The organism is Mycoplasmopsis felifaucium ATCC 43428 (assembly GCF_000687775.1).
Lineage (GTDB): Bacteria > Bacillota_I > Bacilli_A > Mycoplasmatales > Metamycoplasmataceae > Mycoplasmopsis > Mycoplasmopsis felifaucium.
On sequence record NZ_JHXS01000010.1, the window covers coordinates 1 to 14314 of the forward strand.

Consider the following 14314-nt stretch of genomic DNA (forward strand, 5'->3'; position numbering starts at 1 on the left):
AGAAGATTTATCCCAAAAGGTACATCTATGGATAAATTCACTCAAAGTGATATGGATATAATTCAAGAAAGAATTAATAAAATTGAAAGGTACAATATCGCTGACTGAAATTATAAAAATTTCAAGCCTTCTCAGTTAGAGAAAATTTCAAACTCGTTCATTAATATGAAACGACAATTCAGATAATTTATAAAATTCATTAAAAAATTCATCTTTTTTGCCTTATAAGGCAATCTTTTCTATTGCTTTCTAAACAATAGTCTATTATTAAAATAGATTTTTATTATTTATCGTTTTAGGCGGAACCTCACTTTTGCATTTTATAAAGCTTTCCTAATTTGGAAAGTTTTATATTTTTTCATTTTAAATAATATAATTATTTAAATTTAGGAGTTAATATGAAAATAAAAAAACTTACATTAATACCAGTTATAACAGGAACTACATTAGTTAGTTTTATTTCTGTATCTTGCGGTAATTCTGCATCTAATGAAACGAATGTAAATAATACGAAAGATAGTTCAAATAATCAAATGATTTTATCTACTTCACAATTAGATACTGTTAAAAAATCAGATAATTATTCAAAATCTGATTCAGATTTAATTAAATTATCAGAAGTTTTACTTAAAAAACTTAAAAATGAAGTAAATAATTCAGCTGTAAATTCAACGATATATAAAAATCTAGAAGAAAATTTAACTAATTTTAAAAATCAAGATGATAAGGCAAAAAATAATATTATCTTTATATTGGATTTATATACTTTAAATAATAACGGCATAAATCAGTTGAATTCGGAAATTAAAAATTTAAAAACTTCACTTAATGAAATAGATTCAAACTATTACTTTTTAATATTTGACTATTTGAATTCTAAATTCAATAATTTAGTTTTAAATAATGAAATTTTAATTACTGATGTAGATTTTATTAATAAAAATAAGCATAATATTGCTGAACTTACAACTAATATAAATCAAGCTAAGCTAAAGATTAATGAATTAAAACTTAATTTATATATTTCATCATATATTCAAAATCCTACCAAAGTAAATAATAATTCTTCAAATACTGATGATGCAATTAATTCTGATGAAACATCTACAAAAATTAAGCTTGGAGAAGTTCTTAATAAAGTAGATTTTGCAGAAGATGGCATTAAAGATATATATAAAAAAATTAATAGAAAATTATTAAGTAATGGAGTTAATGTAGCATATGATGCACAAAAAGTATCACAAAATGTTGATGATCCAATATTTTTAGAAGCGTTTAATAATTATTTAAAATCATCACAAGATGTTTTTAAAAAACAAGAAGCAATTACAATAAATTCATTACAATCTGGCGATAACATCAATTTTATAGATTCATTAGTTAAATTGAATCAAACATATTTAACTAGTCTACAACAATATATGTTGTCTTTAAGAGATTTCTTTGACACTATTCTTGGGGCAAAACATTTATATATTTCTTCAGTACAATCATTCCCTGTTTTAAGTAGTTTTAAAATATTCTTTGATTTAATAAATAAATCTACTAGTTATATGGATTTATTTAAAAATAATGAATTGCCAACTTTAGAAACTATTAATTCAAATAAAATAAATTTAAAAGAAAAAATTAAATCTATAAATGATAAATATTTTGAAACTGGAGTAGTTTCGATCGGATCATCAAATAATGAGTCTAGCGTACAAATTCTAAATAGTAGTAATTTATATTCATTTACTGAACTTTTAAACACTGTTAATAGTTTTGAAAATAGAATTAAAAATGATCCAGTTAAAAGTGTTTCTATGCAAACTAGCGTTTTAGTTCCATTATCTACATTAAAGGCATCAATTAAATCATTTATTGATAATCTAAATGAGGCGTTAACTAAAAATGATCTAATTAATAAATTAACCTATTTTAAAGGTGAATTAGACAAAATTAGATCAGTTGAAGATGGAACTGTTATAGTTTCGCAAAATAAGAGACTTTCAAATCTTAAGAGAGCTTATTTTGAAAAAGAATTAATTTCACAAGATGAAAATGGCACAATATATTTACCTACTTATCTTGAAGTTGTTAAATCAGAAAAATGAAAAAATGAATTCGGTGAAGAAGCAATTAATAAAATTGAGCAACTTTTAGAAGAGCTAAAAGTTCAATTAAATAATACTTATCCTTCAGGAGAAGAAGGAAGAACTAAAATGATTAATGACACAATAGCTATTTCAAATAAGTTAAGAGATGAAACATATAAAGTATTAAACAAGTTATGAACAGCAAATATTCAGACAGTTTTAAATAACTATAAAACAGCAGCATTTGAAAAATTTGAAAATAAGGTTAAATCTGAAGTTAAATCAAAGCAAGAAGCTCCTTCAAATTCAAGAACCGCAGTTACTGAGTTAGCTGTTTCTACTAATTTTAATAATAGTGATCCAAAAACTGCTTCTATTGGCTTCTTCTGAAAAGATAGATTAAGTCTTGTTGATTTTTCAAATAATATTTTAGGCGATTTCTTAATTGATTTTTCAAGATGAATTAAAATGGCAACTAAACAAAAGTTTGTTATAAATAACTTTACTCAAAATTCTCCATTTTTACCTACACCTGAAACAAGTATGGAAGCATGATTAGAAAAAAGAGATCTAATCGGTCATATTGTTAATAGAGTTCCTTGAGAATACGAAGAATCAACAAGAACAATTAAGCTTCATGTATACTTCGCAGATACAGCATATACATTGGATTCACAAAGTGATAACTTTGCTTATGAATTAATCAATGAAAATCCTTTAGATATATCAATAACTTATAAAAATAATACAAATAATTAAGCCTATAAAACAGGCTTTTTTGTTTATTTTTTGATACAAATTAAAACTATATATAAGTGTATAAACTATAAAAAATGATAAAATTTATACACTAATAAAATATTAAGGAGAAATGTGCAAAACAATAATTTTGATAAATACATTTCAAGTTATTTTTTAAAGACTACTAAAATACTTGAAACATTTAATCCTGATAATGTAATAACATTACAATTTTTCCAAAGAAGAGATAATTCAATGCTAGCAGGTATGCAAGAAGTTTTGGAATTCCTTGAAAAAAATACTGATACTTCAAAATATCAAATTAGATACTTACCAGATGGCTCAATAATTCAAAACAAAGAAGTAGTTTTAGAATTAATTGGGCATTATCAAGATTTTGGTAAATACGAAGGAATGATTGATGGGATGCTTACTAGAAGCTCATCTATAGCTTCTAACGCATATGACTGTGTAAAAGCTGCAAACGGAAAAAATGTTATTTTTATGGGCGATAGGGCAGATCATTATTTAATGCAAGAAATAGATGGCAAAGCTGTTGCTTTAGCAGGCATAACTTCTGTTTCTACTGAAATGCAAAATGTTTTACATAGTCAAAATACTTTTGGTTCAGTTCCTCATATTTTAATTCAAAATTTTGCTGGTAATACTGCTAAAGCTATGGAAGCTTACGGTAAATTATTCCCAGAAAGTAAAATTATTTCATTAGTAGACTATCATAATAATGTTATTGAACAAGCTTTAGAATCATATAAAGTGCTAGGGGCTCAATTATATGGTGTAAGAATTGATACATCTAAAAATATGAAGGACCATATGTTTGATAATGAGCCTGATAATGAAGAATTTTACGGTGTAAATATTGAACAAGTTAAAAGATTAAGAAAAGCTTTAGATGAAGCCGGTGCTAAAGATGTAAAAATTATTGTATCCAGTGGTTTTAATGCTGAAAAAATCAAAAAATTTGAACAAGCTAATGCTCCTGTAGATAGTTATGGAGTCGGTCAAGCTATTTTTAAAATGGTAGCTAGTTTCTCAGCTGATGCAACTATTTTAAATGGTAATAGAGAAGCTAAAGAAGGAAGAGGTTATAATCCAAATCCTAGATTAATTGAATATCACGGAAAATAATCATAAATTATTAGGCTTAGCTACTGTGCTAAGCTATTTTACTGGCTTATTAATATTAATATAATATAATAATATAAATATTAATTGTATTTTTATTATTGAGGAGACTTTATGGCATTCAAAAGACCTGAAATTACTAATAAAATTGAACGTGAATTAGGGACTATATCAATTACAAGTGGTGGATATAAAAAGGAATTAAACTTTATCTCTTGAAACGGATCAGAACCAAAATATGATATTAGAGACTGAAGCGAAGATCACTCAAGATCAAGCAAAGGTATTACTTTAACATATGAAGAATTAGTAAAATTACACGAACTAATTGGTGAAGAAATCAAGAATCATTAATAATCAATTAATTACTATAATTTTGTAAGTCAATCTTACATTCTTTAGGTCGCTTTTGCGATATTCGGTTATATATGTTGCGATGGTTGAAATTATTTTAATAAAGTATTTTTTAAATTTCAATCATTCTTTTATTTTTAAATTAAAGTGAGGAATTATGCTAAGTTTTTTAGAAAATAGAATTCAAAAATCAATTCAGAAAATGGCAAGTAAAACTGTTGTTAATGAAGAAGACATTTTAGCGGTTGCAAGGGATATTAAAATGGCTTTACTAGAAGCTGACGTTAACTTAAAAGTAGTTAAAGATTTTATTGCAAATGTTAAAGCTAAAGCATTAGAAGCTAATTTAGTTGGTACATTAAATGCATCTCAAACAATGATTAAAATTGTTCACAATGAACTTGTAGATATTTTAGGTGGCACAGCTAAACCAATTGAAATTACCAAAAAGCCCTATATTATAATGATGACAGGATTGCAAGGTAGTGGTAAAACAACAGCTTGTGCTAAGTTAGCATACTACTTTAAAAAGAAAAAAATGGCTGATAATCCTTTATTAGTTGCAGCTGATATTTATCGTCCTGCTGCTGTTCAACAACTAGTTACCTTAGCTAAAAGCATTCAAGTTTCTTATTTTGAAAAAGGAACTAGCGATTCAGCTCAAAATATTGTTACTGAAGCTTTAAAATATGCACACGAAAATAGGAATGACCTTATAATTATAGATACTGCAGGTCGTTTAAGTATTGATGAACCTTTAATGCAAGAATTGCATGATTTAAAAGTAATTGCTTCGCCTGAAGAAATTTTAATTGTAGTTGATGCTTTAAGTGGTCAAGATATTATTAACGTTGCAGAAACCTTTAATGAAAAACTAAAATTGACAGGAAGCATAATAACTAAGCTTGATTCTGATGCTCGTGGTGGTGCAGCTTTAAGTATTTCTAAAGTATTAAGCTTACCAATTAGATTTATAGGTACTGGTGAAAAAATTTCTAACTTAGATTTATTCTATCCAGAAAGAATGGCTGACCGTATCCTTGGTATGGGTGATGTTATGAGCTTAATTGAAAAAGCTGAAGAAGTAATTGATCCATCAATGGCTAATAATATGATCGCTAAAATTTTAAGGGGTCAATTTACACTTGATGATTTGATGAACAATTTAGCACAAATTAAAAAATTGGGTAAAATGTCTAGAATTCTAAAAATGATTCCTGGCTTAGCTAATAAAATCAACGATGAAAAAGTTGAAGAAGCTGAATTAAAAATGGCTACTTATGAAGTTTTAATTAACTCTATGACTAAAAAAGAAAGAAAAAATCCAAAACTTTTAAAACAAGCTTCTAGAAAAGCTAGAATAATAGCTGGTTCAGGTCGTACACCTCATGAATATAATCGTTTATTAAATGATTTTGATGCTATGGTCAAAAATATGACTGAAATGGCTAAAAAAGTTAAAAGCGGAAACTTATCTGACTTGATGAAAATGGGCTTTAATCCAAATGGTGGTGCGTTTTAATGTCTAAGGTAATGACAAATATTGAAAAATTAAAGGTTCCTGATTTCTTTAATAATGAAGCGTATTATGATTCAACTAAACATCAAGTATTATTCAAAAATATTCCTGGAACTTTAGAATTTAAAGATACAACTTCTCAAGCACTTTACTGAACTATTTTTATGCTTACACTAGTTGCTTGTTTACTTATATATCTATTTAGAAGAGTGATTAGACAAAATTATCAAAATAAAAGTTTAATAATGTCAATGCGTAAAAAAGATTTCTGAGTTTTAATTGGAAGTATTACACTAACTATGATAATAGCTAGAAGTATATTAGTTTTAGCCACTAATTATCCAATGCTATGAGAAATTGTGCCTTTGCATTTTTGCAGGTTAATCTTATTATTTATAGCTTTTTCTTTAATTTTTAATAAGTTAAACTGAATTAAATATTATGGACATCTAGGTATATTTGGAGCTTTATTATCTGTTTTTATTCCAGGCATTTATAAGAGTGTTGGTGCAGATAATTTCTGATTCTATGATTATATATTGGCACATGCATTTATTTTATTAATGATTTCATTAATGTTTGCATTCACAAACGATAAATATAAATTTGAAGATACTGTTATTACAGTTATATTATTTGGTTCATTGTGTTTTGCAATGTGAATAATTAATTTATCAACAGCAAGCTTTGCACATAACATAAGATGAAGAAGTAATTATTTCTATTTAGGAAAAAGTGAATACAACGATATGTACTCTCGTTTAGGCTGAATAGTTGAATGGCCTCTTAATCTACTTACATTTACATTGCTTGGTATTCTTGTTTTAACTTTATCAGTTGTTTTATGGTGTTTAACGGATAAAATTCATATTGAAAAACAAGATGGCAAAATTAAGGCTTATATTTTTAAATCGGAAGTGTGAGCTTACTACAAAACTACATTTAAAACAGCATTCAAAAAGAATAAAATAGCTTAGTTTATTTTATGATTTAGGCTGGTTTATGTTATACTATAATCATAATTTTTAAAGCGCATAAAGAGTTGTGGAGCTTAACAGCATTGAAACAAGCCAACCTGCTTTTTGTAAGGTGGATAGTGAGGAATATTTAAAATATTCAACATGCGAAATTTTCAAAGACTCCTTAATTTTAGCGCTAGTAAGGAGTTTTTTTATTTATGTATAAAACATTATTTACAAGTGAATCAGTGGGTCAAGGGCACCCTGATAAAATTTGCGATCAAATTAGTGATGCTATTTTAGATGCTTATTTAAAACAAGATCCTTTTGCTAGAACAGCTATTGAAGTTATGGCTTCTGGTAATACTATATATATTACTGGTGAAGTTTCTTCTAATGCTCATGTAGATGTTAAAGAAATAGCTTTAAATACGATTAGAGAAATTGATGATGATTATAAATCTGAAAATATTAAAGTTATTGCTGACATCAAAGAACAAAGTAGTGATATTGCTCAAGGTGTCATTTTAAATGAAGATGAAATTGGTGCTGGAGATCAAGGCATTATGTTTGGTTATGCTACAAATGAAACACCTGAATATATGCCTTTAGCTATTACCTTGGCACATGCAATTGTCAAAAAAGCCAATGAATTAAGAAAATTTGGCAAATTTAAGTATGCTAAAAGTGATATGAAAAGCCAGGTTACTATTGATTATTCGGATAAAAATCATTCAAAAGTAGATACAGTATTATTTTCTTGTCAACACAATGAGAATTTCAACGAATCCGAATTTAAAAATTACATCATTAATGATATCATTAAGCCTGTTTTACAATCATATAAGTTAAATATGCCTGAACATATTCTAATTAATCCAACTGGTAGATTTGTTATCGGTGGTATTGTCGGAGATACAGGATTAACGGGCCGTAAAATTATAGTAGATACTTATGGAGGAACAGCACATCACGGAGGTGGTGCCTTCAGCGGTAAAGATGCTACTAAAGTAGATAGATCGGCCGCTTATGCTTGCAGATGAATTACTAAAAATCTTGTTGCTGCCGGTTTAGCTGAAAAAATTGAAATGCAAATTTCTTATGCTATTGGTGTAGCTAAACCTATATCAATCTTAGTTGATACATTCGGCACTGAAAAAGTTTCAAAAGAAAAAATCATTAAAGTTATCGACCATTTATTTGATTTACGTCCAAGAGCAATTATTCATGAGTTAAATTTAAGACAGCCAATTTACGCTAAAACAGCTTATTTTGGCCATTTTGGTAGAAATGACTTAGACTTACCTTGAGAAAAATTGAATATGGTTGATAAAATTAAAAACTACTTAAATATAAAATAAAATTATGCTAAAATATTAATATTAATTAACCAACAAGCTACAAATAAAGGAGAAAACATGCGTAAAATTGTAAGAATTAGAAACAAAAAAATTGCTGCTAAAAGATTACACAAATTACAATTAGAAGAAGCTAGAGACAAAAGAAGAGCTGAAAGAGCTGCTCAAGCTGCTGCTTAATTATTCTCATCTTGTATCAATTGATATTTTAATAATATAACTTCCGCAAGGAAGTTTTTATTTGCATTTGGTTAATAAAAAAAGAATAGTTTCCTATTCTCTTATTCGTGTTCAATTTCAATAAAACATTCTGAAATAATTTGATTATTTGCAGACATAATTACATAATGTACTTTTTTAACTTTATCTAAAATCTCTACATTTTTTAGTTGTGTTATTAATGGAAATTTCATTCCGTTTCCTAAGTCTAAAATCGAGTCATTTCTTTCTTTATTTAATTCAAAATAGAATTCAGAAGGACCTCTAAATATATTTACATAATTAGGGTGAAACTCAATTCTCGTACTAGTTTTATTTTCATCAGTATCTTTGAATGTAAAGGTGTGAAATTCATTATCTTTATCATCTTTATAAAGTTCATAATTTGAATCTAATTCTTGATGAACTTTTGTATCTTCAACTTCAGGCTGTTTTACTAAAGACTTAAAAATTATTTTCATGAGTTTAATCTTTCAAGAATTAACTCTTTGCTGTATAAATAAATTGATTTAGCCAATTCCGGACCGTGTTCAACATAAGTTGTGGCTAATCTAATAGGCATAAAAAGATTTTTTCCTTTTTTGCCTGTTTCACTTTGTGTTTGGTCAATTGCGTTTTGAATTGCTTCAATTGTAAAATCGCCTTGATTTAATTTTTGCGCAAAGACATTAACTACATTTAAGTCTTCTTGAGGTATATAAGGTTTTACTTTGCTTGGCTTATCATAAATATGTTTCTCTTCTTTTAATTGTTCTAATGTATATACACTTTGTTTAAAAGTATCAACAAATAATTTTGTTCAGTCGTCATTTTCCCAATTAAGCATATTTATAATAGTTTCAGTATCCATATTTTTAATATATTGTTTAGAAAATCATTGCATTTTTTTGATGTCAAATTTTGAAGGAGACTTACTTAATCTTTCAGGATCAAATTTATTTATTAATTCATCTTTAGACATAACTTCTTGACTATCTGCACTTGTTCAACCTAATAAAGCCAGAAAGTTAAAGATAGCTTCAGGGTTATAGCCTTCGTTTTTGTAATCTTCAATAAATTGTTTCAATGAAGTATCTCTTTTTGAAAGTTTTTTACCTTCCATATTTGTAATAACTGTTAAGTGTCCAAATTCTGGATGTTTTCAACCTAATGCTTTGTAAATAGCTAATTGTTTTGGTGTGTTAGTGATATGTTCTTCACCTCTTAAAACGTGTGTAATTTCCATATCATGATCATCAACAACTACAGCAAAATTATATGTAGGGTATCCATCAGATTTTTGAATTACTCAGTCGCCAATATCACTCGAATCAAAACTAATAGGACCCCTAACAATATCGTTTCAAGCTAAAGTTTCATTATTTTGCATAATTAATCTAATTGAGTATGCACCTAGTGCATCTCTTTTAGCTTTGTCTTCGTCTGAAATCTTTAATCAGTTTCTGTCATATCTAAATGAAGCTATACCTTTTGCATCACTTTCTGCATGTTGTTTTTCTAATTCTTCTGTAGTATCATATGCTTTATAAGCTAATCCTTTTTCAATTAATAAGTTTGCAATACTTTGATATCTAGCGATTTTTTCACTTTGACGATATTTTCCGTATTTTTCATTTGGTTTTAATGGACTTTCGTCAGGAATAATACCTAACCAAGCAAGGTTTTCAAGTTGACTTCTTTCACCGTCAGCTACATTTCTTTTAACATCCGTATCTTCTAGTCTAAAAACAAATTCGCCATCAAAATGTTTAGCAAATAAATAGTTAAATAACGCAGTTCTTGCTCCGCCTATATGTAAATAACCTGTCGGACTTGGTGCATATCTAGTTCTTATTTTTTTCATAATACCTCCAATGTAGATATTTAAATAAATGTTTATATTATATAATTTTACTATTAAATTATATAAATGATAATAATGCATATTTTTAACTAGTTTTTACTAATATAACTGTTTTATATGATAATAAGTAAAATGATATTATTTTTCAGGTTATTACAGATATACAATTATTAACTATCTTGGAGGTTTTATGAAAGTAGCTGCCTTTTCTGTTCGTGAAATTGAAAAAAGCTATTTTATAGCATCGTGCGTTTATTCCCGTATTGAATTAATTATATTTGACGAATGTTTAACATGTAAAAACATTGAAGTGCTTAATGGTGTAGATGCCGTAATAATTAGGGCAGATTCTTATGTTGATGAAGTTCTAATAAGAGAATTAAGTCTTAAGGGAGTTAAATATATTCTAACTAGAACAACAGGTTATGAACATATTGATTTAAAAGCCTGTGTAAAATATCAAATAAGAGTAGCTAACGTTCCAAGTTATAGTCCAAGTGCTATTAGTGAATGAGCTTTTTCGTGTGCAATTAGTTTATCAAGAAGATTAATTTATTTTGCTAATAAAGCTAATAATGATGATTTAACTATCACGCTTGAAGGTTTTTCGTATGAATTGAAAAATAAAACTGTTGGTATTGTTGGTTTAGGTAATATAGGTTTAACAACTGCTAAATATTTTAAAGCATTTAATTCAGATGTTATTGGATATGACCCATATCCAAGCCAAAAAGCTATTGAAACAGTTAAATTAGTAAAATCTCTTAATGAGTTAGTTAAAAAATCAGATATCGTTATTTTCCATTGTCCTTATATCAAGGATGTAAATGATAAAATAATCAATTATAATCTGCTTAAACAAGCAAAAGAAGAAGCTATTTTCATAAATGCTTCTAGAGGGCAAATTCAAGACGAACAAGACATTTTAAAAGCCTTAAAAGAAAATTTAATCTACGCTTATGCTACTGATGTATTAAATAATGAAAAAGAATTTTTTGGCAAAAAAGACATTATCAAAAATAACGAAACCATAAAGCAATTAAATGATTTATACCCAAGATTTTTATTAACTCCACATATAGGATCATACACTAATGAAGCGGTTCAAAATATGGTTGAAATTAGTTTGCAGAATTTAAAAGACTTCGATGAAAATAATACCTGCAAAAATGAAATTTAGAGTAGTCTAAAATTGGTTAGGCTACTCTATTTTTTCCTGATTTTTTAGGCTTAATAATGTATAATATTTATATTTATATAAATATATGTTTTATTTACTAAGAATAATTATTTATATATGTACTAAAAACAAAAGGAGTTAATATGGCTAAAGATTTTGAAGATAATAGAGAAACAGAATTAAAAGAAGATGCTAAATTAGAACAAGAAAATAACGATCAAGAAGAAACAAGTGAACTTTTTATAGCTTTTAAACATAACAAAAAAGTTGAAGAAGACGAAGAAGAAGATGATGCTCCTCAAAATAAACCAGAATATCAAGTTAAATCACAACTTTTAGAAGAAGCAAAAGACGGTATAAGTCCAATTCAAGTTTCAAAAGAAATGAAAAACTCATTCTTAGAGTATGCAATGAGTGTTATTGTTTCAAGAGCCCTTCCAGATGCAAGAGATGGCCTTAAACCTGTTCATCGCCGTATTTTATATGATATGAGTGAATTAAATATTACCTATAGTAGTCAACACCGTAAAAGTGCTCGTATTGTTGGGGATGTACTTGGTAAATATCACCCACACGGTGATTCATCTGTTTATGAAGCTATGGTTCGTATGGCTCAGGATTTCTCTATGAGATATCCTTTAGTTGATGGACACGGAAACTTTGGTTCTATTGATGGTGATGAAGCAGCTGCAATGCGTTATACAGAAGCTAGAATATCTAAACTTGCTGGTGAAATGCTTGAAGGTATCAAAAAAGATACTGTTGATTTTGTTGATAACTATGATGCAAGTGAACTAGAACCATCAGTTTTACCTGCAAGATTCCCAAACTTACTTGTTACAGGTGGTTCTGGTATCGCTGTTGGTATGGCTACAAGTATTCCACCTCATAATTTAGGTGAAACTATTGACGCTACAATTGCTTTAGCTAAAAACCCTGAGATTACTATTCCAGAATTAATGAATTATTTACCTGGTCCTGACTTTCCTACTGGAGCTATGATTATTGGGAATCAAGGTATTAAAGATGCATATTTAACAGGTAAAGGTAGCATTCCTGTTCGTTCAGTAGCTAAAATTGAAACTTTTGCAAACGGCAAAAGCAAAATTATTATTACTGAAATTCCTTATGAAGTTAAAAAGACAGCCATTATTGAAAAAATTGCTCAATTAATTAAGGAAAAAGCAATTGATGGTATTTCTGATTTGCGTGATGAATCGAACCGTGAAGGTATAAGAATTGTAATAGACATTAAAAAAGGTGAAAATGCCGAAATTATTCTTAATAAACTTTATCGTCAAACTAACTTACAATCAAATTACAACGTTAACTTTGTAGCTTTAGTTGATGGAGAGCCTAAATTATTAAACTTAAAACAAGCTTTAGAAGTTTATTTAAAACACCAAGAAAATGTTGTTTCAAGAAGATTACAATTCGATCTTAGAAAAGCTCAAGATAGATTGCATATTTTAGAAGGTTTAAAAATAGCTGTTGAAAATATTGATGAAGTTATTAAAATCATCAAGAGCTCAAAAACCGATGCACAAGCTCAAGAAAACCTTTCAAAAAGATTTAATTTAAGCGAAAAACAAACTAAAGCTATTGTTGATATGCGTTTAGGTCGTTTAACCGGCTTGGCTATTGATAATATGCTTGAAGAAATGGCTGAACTAAATAAAGAAATTACCAAAATTGAAGCTATTTTAGCTGATAGAAACTTATTAATTGATTTAATTACTTTTGAATTAAATGAAATTAAAGAAAAATACAACGATAAAAGAAGAACTGAAATTAATTTAACTGCTAGCGATTCTATTCTTGATGAAGATTTAATTCCAAGAAGAGACATTGTTATTACAACCAGTACAAAAGGTTATGTTAAAAGAATGGACCTTGAAGAGTATAAAACTCAAAGAAGAGGCGGTGTTGGCATTACTACAATGAAAACATATAATGATGATGATATTGCATCAATTATTACAACCACAACTCACACAGACCTATTATTATTTTCAAACTTAGCTAGAGTTTATAGAGTTAGAGCTCACGAAATCCCTGAACAATCTCGCCAATCTAAAGGAACTTCATTTATTAACATTATTCCTTCATTAAACACTGAATCTGGCGAAAAAATTGTTTCAATGGTTCAAGTTGATTCATATGATGATGATAAATACTTATTTACAGCCACAAAACAAGGAATGATTAAGAAAACTAACCTTTCTGAATACGAGAGAATTAACGCTAACGGTAAATATGCTTTTGGTCTAAAAGAAGATGACGAATTAATTAGAGCAATGGTGTTAGGCAAAGATGAACTTGTTTTACTTGCTAGTGATGCTCAAAGAATTGTTAAATTTGAATCAAGCGACTTTAGACCATTATCAAGAACTGCTACTGGTGTTAAGGGTATTAAACTTGATGAAAAAGCTGTATGTATTTCTTCATCATCAAGCAATGAAGGTGAATTAATTCTTACAATAGGTAAAAAAGGCTTCGGTAAAATTACACACCATTCATTATTTAGATTAGTTAAAAGAGGTGGAAAAGGTGTGCTCGGTATTAATGCTAAATTAGCTGGAGATTTAGTCTTCGCTCGTTTTGTTAACCCTCAAGATGAATTATTGATTATTACAACTAGTGGACTAACAATAAGAACTCCATTAAGCCAAATTAGCGAAACAGGCAGAAACGCTAAAGGTGTTAAATTAATTAACCTTAAGAAAAATGAAGAAATTCAAGCAGTCGAAATCATTAAAATTGATGAAACCATAGATTCAGAAGCTACTAAATCAGCTAATGAATTATTAGAAAGAATTAAAGAAGAAACTCAAGAAATTTCTTTAGATGAATTAGACTTAGAAGAGCTAAATAGCGAAAATGAATAATAAACTAAAATCACTTATTTATAGAGGTA

General features: G+C 27.9%; 11 protein-coding genes. 9 read left to right on the forward strand and 2 right to left on the reverse strand.

All coding sequences use genetic code 4. The annotated features are described in order from the left end of the window. The 7 genes from T390_RS03825 to metK form a co-directional block, all read left to right on the forward strand. On the forward strand, nucleotides 1-186 hold a 186-nt coding region (locus tag T390_RS03825; RefSeq protein ID WP_036436096.1), incomplete at its 5' end, for a hypothetical protein. Nucleotides 187-398: 212 nt separating this feature from the next. Next, entirely contained in the window at nucleotides 399-2837 is a 2439-nt protein-coding gene (locus T390_RS0102175; protein ID WP_027334872.1) for a hypothetical protein, read from the forward strand. 114 nt (nucleotides 2838-2951) lie between these two features. After that, complete coding sequence (locus T390_RS0102180; RefSeq protein WP_036436099.1) at nucleotides 2952-3968, forward strand: nicotinate phosphoribosyltransferase; 1017 nt, start codon at nucleotides 2952-2954, stop codon at nucleotides 3966-3968. A 111-nt stretch (nucleotides 3969-4079) separates the two neighbouring features. After that, nucleotides 4080-4319: a YdbC family protein gene (locus tag T390_RS0102185; RefSeq protein ID WP_027334874.1), complete on the forward strand. Its 240-nt coding sequence runs from the start codon at nucleotides 4080-4082 to the stop codon at nucleotides 4317-4319. Between the two features lie 157 nt (nucleotides 4320-4476). Further along, the gene (gene ffh, locus T390_RS0102190; protein WP_027334875.1) at nucleotides 4477-5841 is read left to right on the forward strand and encodes a signal recognition particle protein; all 1365 of its coding nucleotides are present in this window, start codon (nucleotides 4477-4479) and stop codon (nucleotides 5839-5841) included. Further along, the gene (locus tag T390_RS0102195) at nucleotides 5841-6815 is read left to right on the forward strand and encodes a YwaF family protein (protein WP_051590855.1); all 975 of its coding nucleotides are present in this window, start codon (nucleotides 5841-5843) and stop codon (nucleotides 6813-6815) included. The genes ffh and T390_RS0102195 overlap by 1 nt, the downstream gene beginning before the upstream one ends. Nucleotides 6816-7015: 200 nt before the next feature. Further along, the gene (gene metK, locus T390_RS0102200; protein WP_027334877.1) at nucleotides 7016-8158 is read left to right on the forward strand and encodes a methionine adenosyltransferase; all 1143 of its coding nucleotides are present in this window, start codon (nucleotides 7016-7018) and stop codon (nucleotides 8156-8158) included. 278 nt (nucleotides 8159-8436) lie between these two features. On the opposite strand, the gene T390_RS0102210 is transcribed toward metK, so the two are convergent. Together T390_RS0102210 and gltX are read right to left on the reverse strand one after the other, a co-directional pair. Then, on the reverse strand, nucleotides 8437-8835 hold the full coding sequence (locus T390_RS0102210; protein ID WP_027334879.1) for a hypothetical protein: 399 nt from the start codon (nucleotides 8833-8835) through the stop codon (nucleotides 8437-8439). Beyond that, entirely contained in the window at nucleotides 8826-10217 is a 1392-nt protein-coding gene (gene gltX / locus T390_RS0102215; protein ID WP_027334880.1) for a glutamate--tRNA ligase, read from the reverse strand. The genes T390_RS0102210 and gltX overlap by 10 nt, the downstream gene beginning before the upstream one ends. Before the next feature lie 190 nt (nucleotides 10218-10407). Here gltX and T390_RS0102220 point away from each other — a divergent pair, with 190 nt between their 5' ends. Both T390_RS0102220 and gyrA read left to right on the forward strand, forming a co-directional pair. Then, nucleotides 10408-11397, forward strand: coding sequence for an NAD(P)-dependent oxidoreductase (locus T390_RS0102220; RefSeq protein WP_027334881.1), 990 nt, complete (start codon nucleotides 10408-10410; stop codon nucleotides 11395-11397). A gap of 143 nt (nucleotides 11398-11540) precedes the next feature. After that, nucleotides 11541-14285, forward strand: coding sequence for a DNA gyrase subunit A (gene gyrA / locus T390_RS0102225; RefSeq protein ID WP_027334882.1), 2745 nt, complete (start codon nucleotides 11541-11543; stop codon nucleotides 14283-14285). The last annotated feature ends 29 nt before the right edge of the window (nucleotides 14286-14314 follow it).